This window comes from Promicromonospora kroppenstedtii (assembly GCF_044389675.1).
Taxonomy (GTDB): Bacteria; Actinomycetota; Actinomycetes; order Actinomycetales; family Cellulomonadaceae; genus Promicromonospora; species Promicromonospora kroppenstedtii.
Genome location: NZ_JBIRYI010000004.1, coordinates 70,029 through 91,393, shown reverse-complemented (window position 1 = coordinate 91,393; position 21,365 = coordinate 70,029). Strand labels below are relative to the sequence as shown.

At 70.5% G+C, this 21,365-nt stretch carries 22 protein-coding genes; 10 read left to right on the top strand and 12 right to left on the bottom strand.

Going from position 1 to position 21,365, the window contains the following annotated elements:
* Positions 1 to 46 precede the first annotated feature (46 nt).
* The 5 genes from ACH47X_RS07950 to ACH47X_RS07930 all read right to left on the bottom strand — a co-directional run bounded on the left by ACH47X_RS07950 (position 47) and on the right by ACH47X_RS07930 (position 3,578).
* The gene (locus ACH47X_RS07950) at positions 47 to 1,075 is read right to left on the bottom strand and encodes a tyrosine-type recombinase/integrase (protein WP_397403059.1); all 1,029 of its coding nucleotides are present in this window, start codon (positions 1,073 to 1,075) and stop codon (positions 47 to 49) included.
* Positions 1,076 to 1,114: 39 nt separating this feature from the next.
* Positions 1,115 to 1,354, bottom strand: a complete 240-nt coding sequence (locus ACH47X_RS07945; RefSeq protein ID WP_397403057.1) for a hypothetical protein — start codon at positions 1,352 to 1,354, stop codon at positions 1,115 to 1,117.
* A gap of 192 nt (positions 1,355 to 1,546) precedes the next feature.
* Positions 1,547 to 1,864: a DNA/RNA helicase domain-containing protein gene (locus tag ACH47X_RS07940; protein ID WP_397403055.1), complete on the bottom strand. Its 318-nt coding sequence runs from the start codon at positions 1,862 to 1,864 to the stop codon at positions 1,547 to 1,549.
* Between the two features lie 29 nt (positions 1,865 to 1,893).
* Positions 1,894 to 2,490 carry a hypothetical protein gene (locus tag ACH47X_RS07935; RefSeq protein ID WP_397403053.1) on the bottom strand — a complete coding sequence of 199 codons (597 nt, stop codon included), beginning with the start codon at positions 2,488 to 2,490 and terminating at the stop codon, positions 1,894 to 1,896.
* Positions 2,491 to 2,654: 164 nt separating this feature from the next.
* On the bottom strand, positions 2,655 to 3,578 hold the full coding sequence (locus tag ACH47X_RS07930; protein WP_397403051.1) for an HIT family protein: 924 nt from the start codon (positions 3,576 to 3,578) through the stop codon (positions 2,655 to 2,657).
* Between the two features lie 194 nt (positions 3,579 to 3,772).
* Between ACH47X_RS07930 and ACH47X_RS07925 the strand changes: the two genes are divergently transcribed.
* The 6 genes from ACH47X_RS07925 (at position 3,773) to ACH47X_RS07900 (ending at position 9,792) form a co-directional block, all read left to right on the top strand.
* Complete coding sequence (locus tag ACH47X_RS07925; protein WP_397403049.1) at positions 3,773 to 5,326, top strand: TIR domain-containing protein; 1,554 nt, start codon at positions 3,773 to 3,775, stop codon at positions 5,324 to 5,326.
* 79 nt (positions 5,327 to 5,405) lie between these two features.
* Positions 5,406 to 5,759, top strand: a complete 354-nt coding sequence (locus ACH47X_RS07920; RefSeq protein WP_397403047.1) for a hypothetical protein — start codon at positions 5,406 to 5,408, stop codon at positions 5,757 to 5,759.
* A gap of 20 nt (positions 5,760 to 5,779) precedes the next feature.
* A complete protein-coding gene (locus ACH47X_RS07915) occupies positions 5,780 to 6,118 on the top strand; it encodes an Imm51 family immunity protein (RefSeq protein ID WP_397403045.1) in 339 nt (112 codons plus the stop codon).
* Between the two features lie 80 nt (positions 6,119 to 6,198).
* Positions 6,199 to 7,377, top strand: coding sequence for a sensor histidine kinase (locus tag ACH47X_RS07910; protein WP_397403043.1), 1,179 nt, complete (start codon positions 6,199 to 6,201; stop codon positions 7,375 to 7,377).
* Positions 7,374 to 8,072, top strand: a complete 699-nt coding sequence (locus tag ACH47X_RS07905; RefSeq protein ID WP_397403041.1) for a response regulator — start codon at positions 7,374 to 7,376, stop codon at positions 8,070 to 8,072. Before ACH47X_RS07910 ends, ACH47X_RS07905 begins: the two co-directional genes overlap by 4 nt.
* An 82-nt stretch (positions 8,073 to 8,154) precedes the next feature.
* Positions 8,155 to 9,792 (top strand): alpha/beta hydrolase, encoded by a 1,638-nt coding sequence (locus ACH47X_RS07900; RefSeq protein WP_397403039.1) that lies wholly within the window; start codon positions 8,155 to 8,157, stop codon positions 9,790 to 9,792.
* A gap of 350 nt (positions 9,793 to 10,142) precedes the next feature.
* Here the strand turns inward: ACH47X_RS07900 and ACH47X_RS07895 are convergent, their stop codons facing one another.
* The gene (locus ACH47X_RS07895; RefSeq protein WP_397403037.1) at positions 10,143 to 10,679 is read right to left on the bottom strand and encodes a hypothetical protein; all 537 of its coding nucleotides are present in this window, start codon (positions 10,677 to 10,679) and stop codon (positions 10,143 to 10,145) included.
* On the opposite strand from ACH47X_RS07895, the gene ACH47X_RS07890 reads away from it, so the two are divergent.
* Positions 10,668 to 10,886 (top strand): DUF1963 domain-containing protein, encoded by a 219-nt coding sequence (locus tag ACH47X_RS07890; RefSeq protein WP_397403480.1) that lies wholly within the window; start codon positions 10,668 to 10,670, stop codon positions 10,884 to 10,886. The two genes, ACH47X_RS07895 and ACH47X_RS07890, sit on opposite strands and share 12 nt — an antisense overlap.
* Before the next feature lie 60 nt (positions 10,887 to 10,946).
* On the opposite strand, the gene ACH47X_RS07885 is transcribed toward ACH47X_RS07890, so the two are convergent.
* From ACH47X_RS07885 to treY, 3 genes are all read right to left on the bottom strand, one after another.
* Entirely contained in the window at positions 10,947 to 12,227 is a 1,281-nt protein-coding gene (locus tag ACH47X_RS07885; protein ID WP_397403035.1) for a glutaminase, read from the bottom strand.
* A gap of 245 nt (positions 12,228 to 12,472) precedes the next feature.
* Positions 12,473 to 14,281, bottom strand: a complete 1,809-nt coding sequence (gene treZ, locus ACH47X_RS07880) for a malto-oligosyltrehalose trehalohydrolase (RefSeq protein WP_397403033.1) — start codon at positions 14,279 to 14,281, stop codon at positions 12,473 to 12,475.
* Entirely contained in the window at positions 14,278 to 16,806 is a 2,529-nt protein-coding gene (treY, locus tag ACH47X_RS07875) for a malto-oligosyltrehalose synthase (protein WP_397403031.1), read from the bottom strand. The genes treZ and treY overlap by 4 nt, the downstream gene beginning before the upstream one ends.
* A 169-nt stretch (positions 16,807 to 16,975) precedes the next feature.
* On the opposite strand from treY, the gene ACH47X_RS07870 reads away from it, so the two are divergent.
* Positions 16,976 to 17,971 (top strand): cation-transporting ATPase, encoded by a 996-nt coding sequence (locus ACH47X_RS07870; protein WP_397403029.1) that lies wholly within the window; start codon positions 16,976 to 16,978, stop codon positions 17,969 to 17,971.
* Positions 17,972 to 18,127: 156 nt separating this feature from the next.
* Here the strand turns inward: ACH47X_RS07870 and ACH47X_RS07865 are convergent, their stop codons facing one another.
* On the bottom strand, positions 18,128 to 18,601 hold the full coding sequence (locus tag ACH47X_RS07865) for an ester cyclase (protein WP_397403027.1): 474 nt from the start codon (positions 18,599 to 18,601) through the stop codon (positions 18,128 to 18,130).
* Between the two features lie 82 nt (positions 18,602 to 18,683).
* Positions 18,684 to 19,442: an SDR family NAD(P)-dependent oxidoreductase gene (locus ACH47X_RS07860; protein ID WP_397403025.1), complete on the bottom strand. Its 759-nt coding sequence runs from the start codon at positions 19,440 to 19,442 to the stop codon at positions 18,684 to 18,686.
* Positions 19,443 to 19,591: 149 nt separating this feature from the next.
* On the opposite strand from ACH47X_RS07860, the gene ACH47X_RS07855 reads away from it, so the two are divergent.
* A complete protein-coding gene (locus tag ACH47X_RS07855; RefSeq protein ID WP_397403023.1) occupies positions 19,592 to 20,179 on the top strand; it encodes a TetR/AcrR family transcriptional regulator in 588 nt (195 codons plus the stop codon).
* A 25-nt stretch (positions 20,180 to 20,204) separates the two neighbouring features.
* On the opposite strand, the gene ACH47X_RS07850 is transcribed toward ACH47X_RS07855, so the two are convergent.
* Complete coding sequence (locus ACH47X_RS07850) at positions 20,205 to 20,786, bottom strand: TetR/AcrR family transcriptional regulator (RefSeq protein ID WP_397403021.1); 582 nt, start codon at positions 20,784 to 20,786, stop codon at positions 20,205 to 20,207.
* A gap of 86 nt (positions 20,787 to 20,872) precedes the next feature.
* Between ACH47X_RS07850 and ACH47X_RS07845 the strand changes: the two genes are divergently transcribed.
* Positions 20,873 to 21,235: a DUF4267 domain-containing protein gene (locus ACH47X_RS07845; protein ID WP_397403019.1), complete on the top strand. Its 363-nt coding sequence runs from the start codon at positions 20,873 to 20,875 to the stop codon at positions 21,233 to 21,235.
* Positions 21,236 to 21,365: the final 130 nt, after the last annotated feature.

Sequence of the window (21,365 nt, the reverse complement as noted above, 5' to 3'; positions counted from 1 at the left end):
CATGGCGGCTGGACCTCCACGGGAGAGAGGTTCAGCCGCTCAAATCTCAAGCGGCCGTGTCCTTTTCGGACTTTGCACGCTCCGTCTCCACCCGGATCTCCTCCCCCGCCGTCACACTCATCCGCGCAGCGAGCTCGATGTCCCGCGCCATCGTCGCCTTCTGGTACCGCAGCACCACCGAAACGTCGGAGTGCCCACCACGCCGCATGAGTTCGGCCAGCGTCGCCCCCTCCTGCGCAATCCGGGTCAACCCCGTGTGCCTCAGGTCGTGGAACCGGTAGCCGTCCGGAAGCCCCGCCACGGCGCCGCGAGCGCCAGCCCAGATGCCGTTCCACCGCGACGCCGACAGGTACTGGCTACCCCGCGCAGCGCTCGGCACCACGGGCGCCATCCGTCCCCGCCCCACGTACTGGTCAAGGTGCTCGCGCAGCCGCTCGATCATGAGCGGAGGCACAGCCATAGACCGGCGGCCGCTGTCCGACTTCGGGCCCGTGAGCTTCCCCGTGCTCCCGTTCTTCTGCCGCCGCACATGCAGGATCGCCGCGGTCCGGTCGCTGTTCCAGACGATGTCGTGCCGCTGCAGCCCCAGCACCTCCCCGCGCCGCAGCTGGCACCACGCGGCGAACAGCACGGCAATCCGCCAGGGCTGCGCCACGGCCTCGTAGAGCGCGTCGACCTGTGTCGGCGTGGCGACGTCGTCCTCGGGCGTATGGGCGTCGTCGTGCCGCACCGACCTGCGGGTCGGCGTCGGCACGTCCGGCATCTTCGCGAGCAGCCCGTCACGCACCGCCGCCCGCAGGATAATCTTCAACACGTCGACGGCGTCACCCGCGATCCCGTTGTGTCTGGCATCCTCCTTGAGCACCGACGGCATCGCGACGAGCTTGATCACGAGGGCGCGCACCCGCTCGGTGTCGATCTCCCGGACCTTCATGTCCCCGAGCGGCGCCATGAGGTAGTTGCGCACCCGTCCCCGGTACGCGATCACGGTCCCCGGCCGGCGGAGCTTGCCGCCCTTGCCGGGCTCGGTCGCGATGCGCTCCAACCACCGCTCGGCGTACTCGCGGAACGTCACGTCCCGCGCGGCCGCAGCCTCAGCGGCGGCCCGACGCCGTCAGACAGCCTCGTCGGGCGGGAGCCACTCCCCTCGGCTGATCTTCGCGTGCACCGCGTTGAGCCACTCGCGAGCGTCACCCTTGGTGAGGAACGTCAGTGGCTTGTCGTCCTCGGTCCGCGCCGAGTAGGTCCTGTCGTCCGGCCCGGTGTAGCGGGCCTGCCAGCGCTTAGAGGGCAGCTTGCGCAGCCTGCCCCATGCCTCCCGCTTCTGCGGTCGTGCCGTGGTCGTCGTGCCCATCTTCGGTTCCTCCTGGTCGTGTCGGCGTGCCCCCTGCGTGCCCTTCAGGGCGGCGATTCGGGGCTCCTCACGTCCATAGGTGTCCACAACACCCCAGGACGCGAAGAGGCCCGGATCCGCGGAATTCCACGGATCCGGGCCTCTGACCAGGCCGACCGCCCTCAGGCGGCCGAGCGACCAACGAGAAGTTGATCATGTGACCAGAAGCAGCGGTCCAGACACCAGAAACCAGAGAGACAGGCGCGTCTCCTCATCTGTCGAATAGATCAACGTGCCCACCGTCCCCCGCGTGAGCTGAACCTTGTAGGTGTTCCGAGTCAGCCGTTCAAACTCATCGTCGGTGACGTCTTCTTGGTCAACGTCCCGTCGCGGCTCTTGACAGGTCGCACCGCCTAGCCGCCGCGACCCGCATCTGCTGCCTCGTGCTTCTCGTTGAACCTGGCGAACACGGGGATTTGCACACGACGGCGATTGACCAGGGCTTCGTCGAAGGCTGCCAGTCGCCCGCACTCGCCGGGACTAGTCCAGCCGTGGCCACCTCACGAAGGCTCGGTGAATCGCTCGCGATCGAGACCTGGACCTTGGTCAGCACCGAAGTCGTCGTCCTGGAGGCGATGATGCACGGGCGCGGGCACCTGCGCCTTCTTCCTGACGTTCCTCCGGACCAGCACAAAAACGGGAACGGCCACGATCAGGAGAACCACGAAGGCGATTCCGCCGGCGACCATAAGGACGTTCCCGACGCCGGACAGATGGTCTCCGACGCTCCTGTCGTCGAGCCCGGCAGGCCGCGGTCCGAGCTCGTTCGCCAGCCACTCGTACTCGATCTCCCGGGTCTCTCCCTGGTACTCGATCGCGAGGATGTCGAACTTCATCGGCAGCTCGTTCCACACCACCGTGGCGGCCGTCTTCCGTGCGACGTCACCGTCCATCGAGTCGTGCAGCAGCACGACCGTCACGATATCGACCGATTCCTCGGGGTGTTCGAGGTACTCCCTGCGCCCGGCATGCACACCCGCGTCGTCGAAACCCGCGGCTAGGAGCTTCGAATGCACAGAGGCAAGGCTCGTGAGGAACTCGCCCGAACCCGCTGTCGACGAGCATCCGGCAAGGAGAAGGAGCGTCGCGGTGAGCACGGCGAGGGCACGCCCAAGAGAGATGTCTCTGATGGAACCGTGTCCGGTCGCAGATCCATGCACGGCGCCACCCCCTATTGTCGTGACCGAATAGTCGCATATTGGTCTCCGCGCCAGCATGGCATTCACCCGGCCCGAAGAAGCAGTGCCCAGGTGTCCCAACATCAGCCCCTCCACACCCCACTGATCGCGATCACCACACCGATCAGCGCAAGCACCCCGTAGAACGGCAGGATCGACCACGACTTCCAGACGCTCCAGCCGGGCATCCATGCCCTGCGCGCGGCCGACAGCCGACCCGGCCGCGAACCAGACCGCGGCGTCGGCGCAGCGACACTGGAAGGGTCCAGCGAGAAGGCTCTGATCGGCTCCGCGTTCCGCGCGACGGCGTCGTAGAGCTGCCGGTACTCACGCTCGACACGCAGGTAGTTGGCGTCGATGTACATGAGCAGGAGCACCGTAGCCAGCCCGAGCAGCGCGAGGCCGGCGGACCGTTCGGTCACGCCGAACCCGTACAGGGCGGTGACCACCGGCAGCAGCCAGGTCTTCACGTTCGCCGAGGCACCGGCCATGCGGGTCACGACGGCCTGGACGAGCTCGAGATGCTTGCGACGGTCCTCGCCGCTCGGCCCGTCCCCCACGGCCACTCCCGTCTGGCACGCCGCGCGCAGCAGCGCCCATGCCTCGTCCTTCTCGACCTCCGAGTAGCTCGTCCCGACGGGCCAGATGCGTCCCATCGCGTCCCCGGCCCGTCTCGGCACGAGGTGCACGTGCAGGTGGAAGACCGTCTGCGTGGCGGCCGCGCCGTTCGACTGGATCACGTTGAGGCCTTCGGGGCGAAGCACCCTTCTGACGACACCGGCGAGCCGCGCGCAGACCCGGCCGAGGTAGGCGGCCTCGCTCTCGTCCAGCGTCCAGATGTCCGGTACATGACGGCGCGGAACGACGAGGACGTGCCCGACGATCGCAGGCTCGGTCGGGAAGAAGGCCACCACGCGTTCGTCCTCGTAGATCACACGGGCGTCCGGATCGTCCCCGCGCACGATCCTGCAGAACGAGCATCTGTCGGACGTCGTCAAGGTCGGCACCTCTCCGCGCAGGGCAGGACACGGGGCGTCGCCGCCGGCCGTGTCCCGGATGTCACCTTCGCGACGATCCTTCCAGACGGTTCGCGTGACAGAAACACATGCCCGAACACGTGCCACCGGGTGGTGGCGCCGGACGACGCCGGTCGGGGAGGATGACGGGCACCGAGCATCTCCACCCAGGTCAGAGGAGTGCAATGACGCGGGACGTGTACCAGCTCACCCAGGTCTTCAACGAGTCGCAGTCCTCGCGCATCACCTACGTAGCGCCCGCCGAAGCACAACGACTCAAGGGTTCGCTCATGACACCGGGTAAGCACGTCACGCTCGTCGGACCGTCCGGCAGCGGCAAGTCGACAGTCGCCGAGCAGGCACTCGCTGCGGCAGGGTTCGATGTCGGCCGGGTCCTCTCCTTCAACGCGCGGGCCCACACCCGTGCGCAGAGCATCTTCACCGTTCTGGGCGCCGAGCTCGGCGTCGGGCGGACGGTGAAGGCGGTGGAGCAGAGGCTGCGGGACTTCGACCTGATCAAGATCGAGGACGTCCACCACCTCTCGCTCAAGGCGCGCACGCAGCTCGCCTCGCGCCTCAAGCTCTGGCACGAGAGCGGCATCCGCCTCTTCATGATCGGGATAGCCAAGACGAGCGACGCCATCCTCGGCCACGACCCGGAGCTCGCGATCCGGAACGACACCTGGTACCTGGGCACGCAGAGCGACACGTTCATGGACGCGCTCATGACACAGGGGGAACGCGCCCTCAACATCCGGTTCGACGACGCAACCCGGGGCGCGGCGATCAGAGCCGCCAGGGGGTCGCCGTCGATCTTCCAGGCGATCTGCCGGGCTGCCTGCGTCGAGGCCGACGTGATGCGAACCGCCGCGGAGCCGCAGCAGGTCGCCATCGACCTCGCCGTCGTCACCCCCCAGATCGCCAAGCAGTTCGACGGTCGCTACATCCGCAGTCTCGTCCACCTGACACAGGGGCGGCGTTCTGTGCATGACGTCTACTTCAAGCTCGTCCAGCGCGCCGCGGCCAGCCCGGGATTCCGCACCGCCTACAAAGAACTGGAGGCCGCAGTCGTCGGAATCGCCGACCCGGCCGACAGAGGCCGGGTCAGGAGTGCGTTCAACCGCGCCATCGACGTCCTCCCGACCTTGATCGAGGAGAGCGGCCTGGACGAGACCCTGACCTACGAGCACCGGACCCTGCGGATCGACGACCCGGCGTTCCGCTTCTACCTCGACCACCTCGACCTCACCCGGGTCAGCTCCGGGGTAGTCCCCCGTCGACGCAGGTACGAGTACGACGTGGCGGTGTCGTTCGCGGGGAACGACCGGCCGGTCGTCGACAAGTTCGTCGAGGTGCTCGAGGAACGGCACATCAAGGTCTTCTACGACTACAACCAGCAGGCGGAACTCTGGGGGAAGGACCTGCGCCGCGGGCTCGCCCGCATCTACGGGGAGCAGGCACAGTTCATGATCATCTGCCTGTCCGACGACTACCCCGAGCGCGACTGGACGACGTTCGAGTACGAGGTCGGACGGAACGCGGCGAGCAAGCGCACCGAGGAATATCTGCTGCCCCTTCTCGTCGGGAATCGGCCACCCATCGTCGGACTGCCCGCGACCTTCGGCTTCCTCAGCCTGCAGGACCAGCCGATGGAGAAGGTCGCGGATTTCGTTCTGGAGAAGCTCGCCTCGGCGCAGGAGATCTCCCCGAACGCCCTGCGGCTACGTCGGGCGCCCTAAGATCGATCGACGTCATCCTCACCGGATCGCTGGCCCGCGTCAGTCATCGCATCATCACCGCCGACCCCTCAGGATCCCCGTGCTGATCTCCGACTCCACCCGGGACCTAGCCCGGGACCTGATCTGCCGCAGCGGTGACGTCGTGGACCACATCGAGGTCGACTCGCGCGAGGCTCGCGCCCTTGTCCGCGTGTCACCTCAGCACGCACCCATTGAGTTCGTCGTCGACCTGGAGGGCCTGCGGCGTTTCATCGAGTCGGCCCAGCAGGACGCACGCGACGTCTTCCCGGACGCCGATCCGAGTGAGAGTGGACTCCGACTCATATCGGTGCAGCTGTGGGAGGAGATCGATACCGCAGCGACTCAGGTCGTAGCGGTGGGTATCGATCGACAGGGTGCGACCTGGCGCCGCACGGAGCAGCAGTGTCGGTGACGGCTGCTACGTTCCGGCGCATGACGCTACCGAAGCTGGTCGAGACCACCCCCGGAAGGTTCTCGTTGCTGCTGCACGCAGGGACGACGCCGGTCGACGCCCTGGTCGAGGAACTCGGGCACGAGCCGAACGGATACTTCTGGGAGGGTGTCGCGCGCAGGCTGGTCGCTACCGAGGCTCCTTCGCTCGAGAGCCGGTTCAACTACGACCCGGAGGGCGACATGTTCTGCGCCTACGGCGAGGACAAAGCCGCGCTCGAAGCGCTGGGCGAACTGATGGACGGCGTCGCCAAGGACGACAGCAGGATGCGGAGCCTGGTCGCTGCAGCCGACGCGGACGGGTTCGACTTCGACGACTGAGCGCGGCCTGACAGTGCCGAAGGTGCCCTCACCACCGCTCAGACGGGTCGGTACCGTGCCCTCGCCCTAGGCTCGACCCGATGCCCACCGCACGCACCACCCCTGCCACACCACCCGCGAGCACCGCCTTCCGCCCCCGCCTGAACGACGCCGCCCTCGTCGCCATCGCCGCGGCTCTCGCCCTGATCTCGTTCCAGATCCAGACCAACGAACCGGACCCCCTCCCCACCGCCCTCCTCATCGCCGACCGCGCAACCGGCCTCCTCGGCTGCCTCGCCCTCTGGTGGCGCCGCAGGTACCCGGTCCAGATCGGCATCGCCCTGGCCACGGCCAGCGTCTACTCCGAAACGGTCACGGGCGCCGCGATAGTCGCCCTCTTCACCGTCGCCATCCACAGCTCGATCCGCGCCACCGCGACCGTGGCCGCGATCAGCGTCACGGCCCTCAGCACCTACCAGCTCATCTGGCCCGACCAGACCACCCCACCCGCCACCGTCTTCGTCATCATCGGTCTAGGCTACGCCGCGACCGTCGCGTGGGGCCTGAGCATCCGCAACCGGCGAGCCCTCGTCGCCTCTCTCCGCGAACGCGCGGCCGCAGCGGAAATTGAGGCCCAGCTCCGCGCCGAGCAGTCCGAACGCGAGGCCCGCCAGGCCATCGCCCGCGAGATGCATGACGTCCTGGGCCATCGCCTCTCCCTGCTCAGCGTCCACGCCGGCGCCCTCGCCTACGCCCGCACCGCGCCGCCCGACGACGTCGGCCGCGCCGCCGAGGTGGTCCGCGAGAACGCGCACCGTGCCCTCCAGGACCTCCGCGAGGTCATCGGCGTCCTCCGCGCCCCGGTGGGCGAACTGCCGATGCCAGCCGTGGCAGACGTGCTGGAGCTGATCGACGAGGCACGCCAAGCCGGCACGGACGTAGAACTCCACGACGAAGCCGGCCTCACCACCGGCCATCAAGCGATCCCCGACCTCCACGGCCGCACCCTCTACCGCGTCGTCCAGGAGTCCCTGACCAACGCCCGCAAGCACGCCCCTGGCGCTCCCGTCACCGTCCGGATCACCGGGCGGCCCGACGACGCCGTCGTCGCCGAGGTGGTCAACGTACCCCCGAGCACCCGCACGAGACAGCCTCAAGGAAACAGCGCCGGGCTTCAGGGGCTCCAGGAGCGCACCCGCCTCGTCAACGGCACCCTCGACTACGGCCCGACCGACCTGGGCGGCTGGCACGTCCGCCTGCGCCTACCCTGGCCGACGTGAGTGATCCCACGCCCGGCGCCGAGCCGGCCATCGACGTCCTCATCGCCGACGACGACCCCATGGTCCGCTTCGGGCTCAAGATGATGCTGAACGGCGCCCCCGACCTCGACGTGGTCGCAGAGGCCGGCGACGGCGCCGAGGCGATCGACCTGGCCCGGCGCCACCACCCCGACGTCGTGCTCATGGACATCCGGATGCCCGGCACGGACGGGCTCACCGCGACCGAGATCCTGCGCAAGGACTCCCCCGCGCCGCAGGTCATGGTGCTCACCACGTTCGACGCCGACGCCCACGTGCTGCGCGCGCTCCGCGCAGGGGCAGCCGGGTTCCTGCTGAAGGACACCCCGCCCGACGAGCTCGTCGTCGCCGTCCGGCACGCGGCCCAGGGGCGGCCCGTGCTCTCCCCCGAGGTGACCCGGCGACTCATCGCCAAGGTCGCCGAGTCGGACCAGGACGGCCGCCGCGCCACGGCCCGCGAGCGCCTCGGCGTCCTCGGGGAGCGGGAGCGGGAGGTCGCGGTCGAGATCGGGGCCGGGAGGTCCAACGCGGAGATCGCGGCGCGCTACTTCCTGGGGCTGACGACGGTGAAGACCCATGTGTCGTCGATCCTGTCCAAGCTCGGGCTGAACAACCGGGTGCAGGTGGCGCTGCTGGTGCAGGAGGCGGGGCTCGGCTCGCCCGCCGACCCGGAGTAGCGGGCACGCTCCGACTTCCGGTCGGCGGGTTCGGACCCATCGGCCGATGCGGGGAGCGGGTGAGATTTCTAGGGTCGTTGGCATGCCTTCACCCACACGACCATCCCGCTCGTCGCACGTGGTGCTTCGGATCGCCGCGGTGCTCGCCGCCGTCTCGCTGGCCGCGACCGGGTGCGCCAGTGGCGCCAGCGTTGCGCTGACGGCGTCGGCGAACAACGCCGCGCCCAGCTCGACCACCAAGGCCCCGACCCCCGACCCGATCGACTGGACCGAGTGCGGCACGGGCCTGGACTGCGCCACCGTCGAGGTCCCGCTGGAGTACAGCGACCCGGACGGCGAGCAGGTCCCGCTCTCCGTCGTCCGGCACCGCGCCACGGACCCGGACAACCGCATCGGCAGCCTGTTCATCAACCCGGGCGGCCCCGGCGTGCCGGCGTCCGACATGGTCCGGTCGATCGACCCCACGGGCAAGACCGGCCCGTTCTCGCCCGACGTCGTGGCGCGCTTCGACGTCGTCGGCATGGACCCGCGTGGTGTCGGGGAGTCGGACGCCGTCCGCTGCCTCACCGACGAGCAGCGCGCCGAGCAGGCGGCCGAGGACCGCGATCCGACCATTCCGGGCGGCAAGCCGTTCCGGCAGCTGGTCCAGGACGCCCGCACCTTCGCGAAGGGCTGCGCCACGCACCAGGACCACGCGTTCCTGGCGAGCCTGTCCACCGACAACGTCGCCCGTGACCTGGACCAGGTGCGCGCCGCGATCGGCGAGGAGCAGATCACCTTCTACGGCGCCTCGTACGGCACGGTGGTCGGCCCGATGTACGCCACGCTGTTCCCCGAGCGCGTGCGCCAGATGGTGATCGATGCCCCCGTCGACACCGACCTGTGGCAGAACGACCCGCTCCAGCTGCTCGACGACGTCGCCCGGTCCAACGAGGAGACGCTCGACCTCTGGTTCGAGACGTGCCGCGCCGAGGGCGTGGAGGCCTGCCCGTTCGGGGACGGCGACCCGGAGGCCGCGTTCGACGCCCTGATCGCCGACCTGGAGCGGGAGCCCCTGCAGGTCCCGCCGATCGAGGGCCTCACCCCCGGCGGGACGCTCGACGGCGCCATGGCGCTGGAGGGTGTCCGGGCCGCGGCGGGCGTCCGCACGCTCTGGCCGCAGCTCACGGCGGGCCTGCTCGCCGCGCAGCAGGGCAACGGCGCCTTCCTTCACTTCATGGTCGTGAACCTGACGGTCGCGCCGTTCGGTGGCCCGTTCGCCACCACCCTGCAGGAGCCCCACACCGCCGTCCGCTGCGCCGACTGGCCGTCCCTGCGGAATCTCGGCGAGCACCGCGCGGCCGCTCGCGAGATCGACGCCCGCGGTGAGCGCCTGGGCAGCCGGGCCGCGTACAGCGCGCTGAACTGCGCGTTCTGGCCGGCCGCGAACAAGGACCGGTTCACCGACGAGCTCACGGGCGCCGGCGCCCCGCCGATCCTGGTGGTGGGCGGCGAGGTGGACAACGTGTCGCCGTACCACTGGGCGCAGGCCATGACCGAGCGCCTGGAGGACGCCGTCCTCCTCACCCGGACGGACGTCGGCCACACCTCCTACCGAACGAGCGGTCCGTGCATCGACGACGCGGTGGACGCCGCGCTGATCGACGGCGTGCTGCCGGCTGAGGGAACGGTCTGCGAGGCCGTGCCGGCGGGGACGACGCGGTTGCCGGCGGGCCGGTAACGCGCCAGGTGCCGACCGGGGCGTCCGCTGTCAGCCAGCGAAGCGCGACCCCCGGTCGGCACCCGTGGACATCGTCCGCTAGAAGAGGCCTCCGCCGCGCTTGGAGCGCTTGCTGCTTCCCCACAGGCGCTTGGTCAGGTTCTTGCTCCGGCCCTTGGTCGTGCTTCCCCACGTGCCGCGCTTCAAGCTCTTCGCACGCGACTTCCTACCCCACAGACCAGCCATCAGCGACCCCCTCGTATGCAGACAGGTCTCCGAGGATACGCAAATTTTGCGATCACGTGAATCACCGCAGATGTTTGACCTGCCCGCAGGCATGGTCGGGCTCGACGACGCAGATGACCCCGCGGTCATTCATAGATGCGACCGGTCTCAAGGATCTCGCCGACGAGGCCCCAGGTCCATGTCACGGGCTCATCCTCGTCCCACAGACCGGCGGCACCGCATTCCAGCAATGAGTGCGGCTCGAAGTTGTACCACCGGTGCCCCGTCTCGGACCAGACGCCGAAGTACCGCATCTCGTCATCGAGCTGCTTGCCTCGCATGCGGTGGAGTTCCGCGGTCTGAAAGCGAATGACCTCGCGGGTGTACGCCCGTCCTTCGTCCGCGAGGCCGCCGTCAGCCGGCTGACGCGGAGGTTGTGTCGACGCCAGCCAGCGCTCATCGAATTCCGGCGCGTCGGCCGTGAACGCCTGGCAGAGAAGCTCGAAGAACAGTGCTTCGTCCATCGAGCTCGCGTGCCGCTCATCGATCAGCCTCCACAGCGCGAGCAGATACTGCTCGAGATCGCGGGCAGGGAGTTCTCGGATCTCCTCGCGGAGACGGTTGTACTCCCGCCCGCCGTCGTAACCGTCGTCGCGAAATTCGACTGACTCATAACCGGACACGGCGGGCAGACTACCGAAGGGCGTCAGGGGTATCCCCCGGTACCGTCCCCGACGTGCCTGGAAGTTCAGTGGGTCCTGCTCTTCCAGGTCGACTCCTACGACGGCGCCCTATGGGGCGACGTCGGCACGCTCTACTGGCTGGCCCGCACCAAGGACCTCGCCCGCGGCGACCTGTCCAACCCCCGGTTCGTCATGCAGTGCTGCTGAGGTCGCAGCGGGACTGAGCGGAAGCGGGCCTGGACCCAGGCGGGCAGGTCAAGCAGCACCTCACACCGAGCCGACAGCCCCCTTCTCAAGCCGCTCCACGCTCCACCACTCCACCGCGCGCCCCTGGCTGTCCGAGAACCCGACGACCGTCTCTTCGGGATCGACCAGCGCGATCCGGTGCCCGTCGTCGATCAGCTTCGTCGCCGTCTCGGACGCCGTGCGGCGCGCCACGGGCAGCACCTCGTCCACGCGGCTCAGGTCGAATACCACAAGCTCCGTCGTGGGCGGGTCCTCGATGAGCACGCGCACCAGCGACTCGATGCTGCTCAGCACGAGGTCACCCTGCAGCACGTAGACCGTCGCAGGCTGCCCCTCGACCGTCACCTCGCGTGTCTCGCGCAGCGACGACCGGGCCGGCCGGCTGGCCTCCATCAGGTGCAGTCCCAGGTCGTCGGAGAGCAACTGCATCATCTCGACGCCGCGCGCGCTGTTGCCGTGCGGGTCCAGGCGCGGGGAGAAGACGGCGACGCCGATCTGCCCGGGCAGCACGCCGATGATGCCGCCGGCCACGCCGCTCTTGGCCGGGATGCCGACCGTGGTGAGCCAGTCGCCGGCGGCGTCGTACATACCGCACGAGGCCATCACGCTGAGCAGGTGCCGGGTGCCGGACCTGCTGAACAGCCGCTCGCCGGTGTTGGGCTGCACGCCGCCGTTGGCGAGTGTCGCGGCCATCAGGGCGAGGTCGCGCACGGTGACCGACGCGGCGCACTGCCGGATGTAGCCCGTGACCGCCGTGCGGGGCTCCTGGCGCAGCGCGCCCGAGGAGTGCAACAGGTAGGCGAGGCCGAGGTTGCGGTCCCCGGTGGCCAGCTCCGAGGCGGCGACCGCCTCGTCCACCTTGATCGGCCGCTCGGCGAGCCGCGAGAACAGGCCGAGCATGCGGTCCACCGCCGACTCCTCGTCATCCTTGAGGAGGGCGTGGGTGGTGATGGCGCCCGCGTTGATCATCGGGTTGCGCGGCTTGCCGGTCTGCGGGTCCAGCGAGAGCTCGTTGAAGGCCTCGCCGCTCGGCTCGACGCCGATGTGCCTGAGCACGGTCTTCAGCCCACGGTCCTCGATCGCCTGCGCATACGCGAACGGCTTGGACATCGACTGGATGCTGAACTCGTGGTCGGTGTCGCCGCTGGCGTAGACAGTCCCGTTGACCGTGCACAACGCGACCGCCACGCGGTCGGGGTCGGCCGCCGCCAACTCCGGGATGTAGTCCGCCAGGGCGCCGGACTCGATGTGCGCCGTCTGCTCGATGATGGTGTCGAGGTAATCGAGGATTGGTGATCGCATCAGGTCTCCCCCGTGGTCCGTGCCGTCCGGCAGGTCAGGTTGTCACATTTCGCTCCGGACCGAGGGACGGGGTGGCATGGATCGACCGCCACCCGGCGGACTCGAAGACGCCGACCGGCGACTGTCCCGGGTGGTCGGCAGTTTGCAGCGCAGAGTCGGCACTTGGCATCGAGATCGGTCCAGGCCTGTACCGACCTGGATGCAGACTGCCGACGTCACAGGAACGTGCCGACCTCAGGCAGCCATCACCGCAGCACAACAACCCCCGGCCCCGACACGGTCACCGTCGTACCACCGGCTCCGCGCTCCACGACCACCCCCTCACCCCCGAGCACCACCCCGGAGTCGAGCACGACCTCCGGCTCCCCCTCCCGCTCCACCACCACCGACACCGGCCCTTCCTTGAGCGCCAGCACCACATCAACCGGCCCACCACCAGAGACGCCCGAACGCGTCATCACCACAACCCCGTCCCCGACCCGTACCGAGGTCCTCGCCGGATCCCCCGAGGCCACAGCCGCCTCCGAACGCCGCAACCCCACCAACCGCCGGTACAGCTCCAGCATCCGCCGCCCACCCCGAGACGAAGCTTCCCCCCAGTCCAACCGAGAAGCCTCGAACGTCGAGAGCTCTTGCGGATCAGGCACCACAACATCCGCCCCATACAGCTCGACCCACCCGTGCCCGCCGAACTCCGCCGCACGCCCGCACGAGATCGCCGCTGCGAGCTCCGGCTCCTCGTGGTCCGAGAAGTACTGGAACGGCGTGGTCGCGCCCCACTCCTCGCCCATGAACAGCATCGGCGTGAACGGCCCGAGCAGCACCACGGCCGCGCTCACCGCGAGCGCCCCCGGCGTCAGCACGCGCGACGGCCGGTCGCCGAGTGCCCGGTTGCCCACCTGGTCGTGGTTCTGGGAGCAGACGACGAAGCGCCGTCGGTCCAGGTCGGCCGGCACGGGCGCGCCCCAGCTCGTGCCGCGGAAGGTGGACCAGCCGCCGTCGTGGACGAAGACTTCGGTGAGCGCCTTGGCGAGCGTCTCAGGGGTGCCGAAGTCGACGTAGTACCCCTGCCGTTCGCCGGTCAGCAGGGTGTGCAGGGCGTGGTGGACGTCGTCGGCCCACTGCGCTGTCATCCCGTACCCGGCCCGCCCCTGGAACGCCTCACGAGTGGGCGTGACGGTCCGCGGATCGTTGGCGTCCGACTCGGCCACCAGCGACAACGGCCGCCCGACCTCCTCTGCCAGCAAAGAAACCGCGTCCGACAGCTCCGCCAGCACGTGCCGCGGCGAGTCGTCCACGAGCGCATGCACGGCGTCCAGCCGCAGCGCATCCACGTGGAAGTCCCGGAACCACCGCAGCGCCTTCTCGACGACGAACGCCCGCACCTCGGCGGAGCCGTCGCCGTCGAGGTTCACGGCCGCGCCCCACGGCGTCTGGTGCTGGTCGGTGAAGTAGGGACCGAACTCGGCGAGGTAGTTGCCGGACGGCCCGAGGTGGTTGTCGACGACGTCGAGGCACACGGCGAGCCCGCGGACGTGCGCGGCGTCCACGAAGCGCTGGAGCGCGGCCGGGCCGCCGTACGGTTCGTGCACCGCCCACAGGGCGACACCGTCGTACCCCCAGCCGTGATGCCCGCCGAACGCGGCGACCGGCATCAGCTCGACGACGTCGACCCCCAGGTCGGCGAGGTGGTCGAGGCGCCCGACGGCGGCGTCGAGCGTGCCCTCGGGCGTGAACGTGCCGATGTGCAGCTCGTAGACGACGGCGCCGCGCACGTCGCGGCCGGACCAGTCACCGTCGGACCACGGGAAGGTACCGGCGTCGAAGGTGCGCGACGGCCCGTGCACACCCGCGGGCTGCCAAGGGCTGCGCGGGTCGGGCCGGGGCGGGCCGCCGTCGAGGGAGAGGGCATAGTCGGTCCCGGCCAGCAGCGGACGCCGGGAACGCCACCAGCCCCCGGCGTCGGCGTCCATCGCCTCCGTGGTGCCGCTCGCCGACAGGACCAGGTCGACGCGGGACGCCCGCGGCGCCCAGACCCGCAGGTCCCCGATCATCCGCCCACCCCCTGAGCCGAACCGTCAGCACCAGCACCAGCCGCCTCAGCCACCAGCAGCGCGACCGGCCAGTCCCCCAGCAGGTCGCCGAGCCGCACCGCCCCGGCGCCGCCAACATCCCCGGTCAGCACGGACCGCCACACCTCCCCGGGCGCAGGCTCCGGCAGCACCACCGACGCCTCCAGGAGCCCCGGCACGTCCCCGAGCCGCGTCGCGACCACGACCACCCGAGGCCCGGCAGCATCCGACCGCACGAACCCCACCGCCCGCCCGGTCGTCATCGGCAGCGGCTCGTACCCGGCGTCCTCCCCGACGAACGCCCCGGGATGCGCCCGCCGCAGCCGCAACGCGGCGGCCGTCAGCGCCAGCTTCTCCTCCGCGAGCCCCACAGGCGTCCGCCCCGCATCGAGCGACCCGAGCACCGTCGCGAGCCCCTCCAGGTCCACGGGCCGCCGGTTGTCCGGATCTACGAGCGACGTCCCGGTCACCTCGGTGCCCTGGTAGACGTCGGCGACGCCGGGCACGGTGAGCTGCAGCAGCTTGGTCGCGAGCACCGAGCGCCGCACGGTCGGCGTCACCTCGGCGACCCACTCGTCGAACCCGGCACCGACCTCGGGGTGCGTCAGCAGCCCGGTCGCGTACTCGACCAACGCGTCCTCCCGGACGGCGTCAGGCGCCGTCCACGTGGTCCACGCCTTCTGCTCACGGGACGCCTTGACCAGGTACGCGGCGAGCCGCTCGGGCTCGATCGGCCCGTCCGGCGTCCAGGTCCCGGCGAGCGTCTGCCAGAGCAGGTTCTCGGTGCGCCCGTCGAGATCGGCAGGCCGCACGTCCGACGTCGCCGCCCGCAGCCGCCGCACCAGCCCGACCCAGGCATCCGCGTGGGAGGACACAGCCCCGATCCGCGACCGCACGTCCTCGCCGCGCTTCGTGTCGTGGGTGGACCCGGCGGTCATGGTCGCGGGCCACGACTCGGCGGTGTGCCGCGCGTGGGCGTGCAGCTCGTCCGGCCCGACGCCGAACCGCGCCGGCGCGCCACCCACCTCGCACAGGCTGACCAGGTGCGTCCACCGGTAGTACGCGGTGTCCTCCACGCCCTTGGCCATGACGGCGCCGCACACCTGCGGGAACCGGACCACGAGCTCGGCACGCCGCTCCTCGTCCCGTCGCCCCGCGGACCCGGCCTCGCGACCGAGCACCAGGTCGACCACGAGGTCCAGCGTGTCGTGCCGGTCCGGATCGAGGCGCGACCGGGCGACGTCCGCCGCCTGCCGCACCACACGCTCCGCCTCCGCCGGTGCGGTCTCCCCGGGGACGACGTACGCGCGGTACCGACCGAACGCGACGATCAGCTCGACCACGCAGTCCTGCAGGGACCGGAACGTGTGGTCGCGCAGCCGCACGTCCTCGCGGCAGATGTCCGCGAGCATGGTGGTCAGCAGGTGGATCTCCGCGTACAGCGAGGTCTCGACGATCTGCCGCTTGGCCCGCTCGATCACGTCGTCCAGGCCTGCCTGCTCGCCCGTCACCTCGTGCATCAGCCCGGCGAGCGGGGCCGCGCCGTCGGCGTCCACCTGGAGGGCGTGCAGCCGCCACGCCGTGTCGTAGCCGGTGGTCCCGGCGACGGGCCAGTCGTCGGGCAGGGCCTCGTCCTCCTCGAGGATCTTCTCGGCCACGACCCACGCTCCGCCGGTCGCCTCGTGCAGCCGCCGCAGGTAGCCGCGCGGGTCGGCCAGCCCGTCGGGGTGGTCGATCCGGAAGCCGTCGATCACGCCCGCGTGGAAGAGCTCGAGCAGCAGCGCGTGCGTGGCGTCGAAGACGTCGTCGTCCTCCACGCGGATGCCCGCCAGCGTGCCGACGTCGAAGAAGCGCCGGTAGTTCAGCTCCTCGTCGGCCACGCGCCAGTACGCGAGCCGGTAGTGCTGCCGCCCCACGAGCTCGGCCAGCGGCAGGTCCTCCGTCTCGGGCCGCACGGGGAACAGGTGGTCGTAGTAGCGCAGCACGGGCTGCTCCTCGTCGCCCTCCCCGGGCACGACGGCGCGGTCCAGCACGAGCTCCCCCGCCGCGAGCACGGTGCCGATCCGCGCGCCCAGCACCGGCATGAGGAGCCCCTCCCCCGCGGCGATGTCGAGGTCGAACCAGTGCGCGTACGGGGACTCGTGGCCGTGCTTGAGCGCGGACCACAGGGCCCGGTTGTGCCAGGCCGGCGTCGGCACGGCCATGTGGTTCGGCACCACGTCGACGACGACGCCCATCCCCCGCGCGTGCGCCGCCGCGGCGAGCCGTTCGAGGCCGTCCCGCCCGCCCATGACGTCGCTGACCCGGGTGTGGTCCACGACGTCGTATCCGTGCGTGGAACCGGGCGCGGCCTGAAGCACGGGCGAGAGGTAGAGGTCCGTGATCCCGAGGGCGTCGAGGTACGGGAGCGCCTTCTCGGCGTCCGCGAAAGTCAGTTCCGAACCGAGCTGGAGGCGATACGTGCTGACCGGGGTGCGGCGGCCGGGTCCAGGGAGATGGGAATGCACTGTGCCTCCGTCGCTCGGTGGGGGCTCGGACGTCCCGCGCGCTTCACACGATGGCTGATCCCGGTGCATATCGCCAGGCCACCCGGGTGAATCTCTCATCCTGGTCTCACGTACTTCTCATGATGGGCTGGAAGCGTGGTCCTTCCGCCCGACGGAAGGAACGGACCGCATGTCCAAGCTCTCGAACATGATCGGCCTCGCCAAGAAGGTGCTTGACTCCCAGTCCGGGCAGCAGCAACAGCAGGGCGCGCCGCAGGGCGGAGCCACGGGCCAGCGATCCTGGCAGTCCACCCTGCAGGACGTCGCGAACGCGGTACGGGGCAACCAGCAGCAGGGGCCGCAGGGTCAGGGCTACCCCGGCCAGCAGGGCTACCCCGGCCAGCAGCAGGGTTACCCGCCAGCACCGCAGGGGTACCCGGGCGCTCAGCAGGGATACCGCGCTGCTCCCGGCACCGCCGACGCCGACCGCCAGGCCATCGCCCGCTACGACTACCTCATGCAGACCGCCGACCCGCACCAGGTCGAGCGCATCCACGCCGAGTCCTTCGCGCGTCTGACGCCGGCGCAGCGCCAAGCCGTGCTGCAGCGCATGCAGACGGAGCTGCCGCCGCACGAGCAGCCCCGCTCCGCCGACCACGCCGAGCTGGCCCGGGCGGCAGCCCGGAGCGAGGCTCGGCGGCCAGGCTCGATGCGGTCCGTGCTCGCCAAGGTCGGCACGGGCGGCGCCGTCGCGGGCGTTGCCGTCGGCGCGGTCGGCATCCTGGGCGCTGTCGCCGCCGGGGCGGTCGTCAGCAGCGTGGCCGGGCCGCTCCTGGAGAACGCCGCGAACCTTGGCGTCGACTTCGAGTCGCTCGCGGCGGGGGTCGACGTCGAGGGCCTGACGGCGGCGGCCGGCGAGTACGGGGCAGGCGCCCTGGGCGAGGCCGCCGCCGGGGTCGAGGGTCTCGGCGCCGGTGCGATCGACCAGGCCACGGCGGGCGTCGAAGGCTTCGGGGCAGACGCGCTGGGCCAGGCGACCACGGGCGTCGAGGACCTCGCCGGCACGGCCGAGGGCGCGGTGTCCGGCGTCGGCGACCAGGTCTCCGGCGTCGGCGACCAGGTCTCGGAGGCGGGCCAGTCGCTCTCGGACATCGCGGAGAAGTTCGACCCGCGCAACTTCTTCTAGGCCGCTCCGGCGCGACGACGACCGGGTTCCGGAAGTCGTCGCGCCATAAACGCGGCGCGATCCGTCGCCCGATTCTGGTTCGCCACGTCCGCCGCCGTGCTGGTCGACGTCGGCCCGCTGGCTGCTCCCTGGACGGGCGCTCAGCAGGGCACGGCGCTAGGCACTTGTCCCGGCCGCCTGCGCCGCTCTGATCGCCGACGCGAAGTCGGGAGCGGCCCCGAGCTGAGCGAGCCACACATTCGCTGCGTTGTAGCAGTTGAAGGTCTCGATCTTTCCGGCCCGGAGATACCAGAGATCCGCCGTCGGTACATCGATGCGGCGACCGGTCGGCGGGATCTCGCCGGCCGACGTCGGGAACCCACCGCGATGCGTCCCCTGAATGCGCAGCTCGACAGCGACGACATCGCCCATGGCGTGCACGCCGGCCAGCTCACGGTGGATGTCGGGAAAGGCAGAGGCGAGACCCGCCAGCGCCTGGGGAATCTGGTCCCCACGAAAGGTCAGCCCGTTCGGCACGTCGTTGAACGTTCCGTCCTCGGTGAACAAGGCACGAAAACCAGGTCCGTCGAGAACATCCCCTTCCGCCAGCCGGTAGGCCTCGCGCACGATCTCTTCGCTCTTCGTCGTCACTTCTGCTCCTTCTTGTCGCTGGGGCACCCACGAGACGTGGCCCGGGGCTGTGCACGTTCGGCGCGCCTGAGGCACGGTCCCGTCAGGGGAAGACCTGCACCTCGCCGCCGTCCACGAACAGTTCGCTGCCGGTCATGAAGCTGGACTGGTCAGAGGCCAGGAAGAGGACGGCGTTCGCGATCTCGGCGGGATCGGCGGTACGGCCCAGCGGTGTGCTGCCGGCCATGCCGTCGAGCATGGCGCCCTCCTCCTCCGGGTTCGCGGCGAGGCCGCGGAGTCCAGGGGTGTCGGTGGGACCCGGCACCACGGTGTTGACGCGCAGGCCACGGGGTGCGAGCTCGGCCGCCCAGACCCGGCTGAACTGCCGCAGTGCCGCCTTGGTGGCGGAGTAGACGCCGAAACCGGCGACGCCGCGGCTTGCCGAGCTCGAGCCGGTGAGCACGATGCTGCCACCGTGGTTCAGCAGCGGGAGTGCCTTCTGCACCGTGAAGGCCGTGCCTCGCACGTTGATCCCGAAGGTGTGGTCGAAGGCCTCGGGGGTGAGCGAGTCCAGGGGCTGGTTCGCATCGCCGCCCCCGGCGTTGGCGAAGAGGACGTCGAGCCTGTTTCCGTCGTCTGCGATGCGGCGGAAGAGGCTGTCCAGATCGGCCAGGTCGGAGACGTCGCTGCGGATCGCTATCGCCTGGTCGCCGAGCAGGCGAGCGGCGGCTTCGAGCTCCTGCTCGCGGCGTCCGGTCATGTAGACGAGCGCGCCCTCGGCCACGAATCGCTCGGCCGTGGCGAGCCCGATGCCCGTGCTCGCGCCGGTGATCAGGGCGGTCTTGCCGGTCAGCTGGCCCATGTGTGTGCATCCTCCGTAGCGCGGTGCGTGCTGTCCCCGGGACCGTGATGGTTCCGGCCCGGGAAGAGGTCACGCCGCGGCCGTTCTTGACCGCTCGGTCCACCATATGCTTGGTGGACCAGCCGGTCAAGAACCTCTACGCTGAGCACATGGCGAGGCCACGACAGTTCGACGAGGACGAGGTGCTGCGGGCGGTCTGCGACCAGTTCTGGGACGCGGGCTACGCGGCGACCTCGCTGCAGGACCTCATGCGGGTCAGCGGCCTGGGCAAGGGCAGCCTGTACGCCGCCTTCGGCGACAAGCACGAGCTGTTCCTGCGGGTGCTACGCCGGTATGTGGCGTCACTCGACCGCGCGGTTCGCCGGTCGATCGACTCGGCGCCGAGCGCGCTCGAAGGGCTGCGCTCCTTCGTGATGATGCCGGTGGGAGACCCCGAGGGCGTGGCCGCCCGGCGCGGCTGCCTGCTCGCCAACAGCACCACCGAGCTGGCGGCCGCCGACCCGGCCGTCGCAACCGAGGCGCGACAGGCGTACGAGAGAACCACGGCGGTTCTGGCCGAGGCCGTACGACGCGCCCAGGACGCCGGCGACCTCAGCGCCACGACCGACCCGGTCGGCACGGCCCGGGCTCTTCTGGCCGCACAGCAGGGTCTGACCTTCATGGGACGCACCGGGATGGATGTCGCCACACTGGAAGCAACCGCCCGCTCCCTCGCGGACCAGCTCGTGCCCACCTAGCGGGCGGCGGCCGGCGCCCGCTAGGTCAGCCGTGCGCCGCCGCGAACCGCCCGAGCAGCAGCTTCAGCCGCTCGTCGTGCAGCGACATGGGAAGGCGGCCGCTGCGCTCCAGCATGGCCAGGCCGTGCAGGCTTGCCCAGAAGGTCTCGGTGAGGACGCCGGGATCATCGTCCCCGGCCAGCGGCTCGACCGCCTGGAGCAGCTCGCCGAACCCCTCACGGAGGTAGGCCGGGCCGTCCGCGGTGGCGAACTGCACCTCGACGGCGTGAGTGAACATGGCGTCGTACAGCGCCGGGCGCTCCCGGGCGAAGTCCGTGTAGGCCGTCGCGACCGCGGCCAGGGCCGCGGACCCGTCGCGGACGGCGGCGCGCGCGGTGCGCAGCTCCTTGACCAGCTCCTCGAAGCCCTGGGCCGCGACCGCCGTCATGATGGCGCTCTTGCCCTTGAAGTGGCTGTACAGAACAGGCTGGCTGTACTCGATCTCGGCCGCGAGCCGGCGGGTCGTGACCGCGTCCCAGCCCTCCGCCTCCGCCAGCTCGCGCGCAGCCTTCACAATCAGCGCCTCACGCTGAGCCCGCTCGCGCTCGCGGCGCGCCCCTGTTGCCATGCCCAGATCCTAGCACTGCTAGGAATTCTGTCCTCGCTCTGCTAGCGTCGCTACATCATCTATCAGTGCTAGCAAGGAGATCCGACATGACTGTCGTCGCGTACGCCCTGGCCGTGGCCCTCAACCTGTTCATCCTGTTCATCGGGGCGCGGTTCCTGATCAGCCCGTTCCCCGCCGCGGCCGGCTACGGCGTCCCGGCCACGCAGGACCGGGCCTACCTCGAGATCAAGGGCCTGCGGGACGCCACGTTCGGGATCGTGGGGCTGGCGCTGCTCGCGTTCGCCGGGGCGCACGCCGCCGCCTGGTTCATGCTCGCCGTCGCGGTGGCCCCGCTCGGCGACACCCTGATCGTGCTGCGGCATGGCGGGCGCAGGTCCGTCGCATTCGGGATCCACTTCGCCACGGCTGTCGTCGTCCTGATCAGCGCGGCGCTGCTGTTCGCCGTCTGATCAGGCGGTAGATCTCCGTGGGCAGCAGCGTCGAACGTAGGGGTGGGGGGGGGCGGGGGGGGGGGCGGGGGGGCCCCCCCCCCGGGGGCCCCCGCGGGGGGGAGGGGCGGCCCGGGGGGGGGGGGGGGCG

Excerpts from the sequence above, each read along its gene's own strand:
- ACH47X_RS07900 (WP_397403039.1), top strand. The coding sequence starts at position 8,155 with ATGCCTTCACCCACACGACCATCCCGCTCGTCGCACGTGGTGCTTCGG.
- ACH47X_RS07855 (WP_397403023.1), top strand. The coding sequence starts at position 19,592 with ATGGCGAGGCCACGACAGTTCGACGAGGACGAGGTGCTGCGGGCGGTC.
- ACH47X_RS07850 (WP_397403021.1), bottom strand. The coding sequence starts at position 20,786 with ATGGCAACAGGGGCGCGCCGCGAGCGCGAGCGGGCTCAGCGTGAGGCG.
- ACH47X_RS07925 (WP_397403049.1), top strand. The coding sequence starts at position 3,773 with ATGACGCGGGACGTGTACCAGCTCACCCAGGTCTTCAACGAGTCGCAG.
- ACH47X_RS07915 (WP_397403045.1), top strand. The coding sequence starts at position 5,780 with ATGACGCTACCGAAGCTGGTCGAGACCACCCCCGGAAGGTTCTCGTTG.
- ACH47X_RS07870 (WP_397403029.1), top strand. The coding sequence starts at position 16,976 with ATGTCCAAGCTCTCGAACATGATCGGCCTCGCCAAGAAGGTGCTTGAC.
- treZ (WP_397403033.1), bottom strand. The coding sequence starts at position 14,281 with ATGATCGGGGACCTGCGGGTCTGGGCGCCGCGGGCGTCCCGCGTCGAC.
- ACH47X_RS07945 (WP_397403057.1), bottom strand. The coding sequence starts at position 1,354 with ATGGGCACGACGACCACGGCACGACCGCAGAAGCGGGAGGCATGGGGC.
- ACH47X_RS07845 (WP_397403019.1), top strand. The coding sequence starts at position 20,873 with ATGACTGTCGTCGCGTACGCCCTGGCCGTGGCCCTCAACCTGTTCATC.
- ACH47X_RS07860 (WP_397403025.1), bottom strand. The coding sequence starts at position 19,442 with ATGGGCCAGCTGACCGGCAAGACCGCCCTGATCACCGGCGCGAGCACG.
- ACH47X_RS07910 (WP_397403043.1), top strand. The coding sequence starts at position 6,199 with ATGCCCACCGCACGCACCACCCCTGCCACACCACCCGCGAGCACCGCC.
- ACH47X_RS07885 (WP_397403035.1), bottom strand. The coding sequence starts at position 12,227 with ATGCGATCACCAATCCTCGATTACCTCGACACCATCATCGAGCAGACG.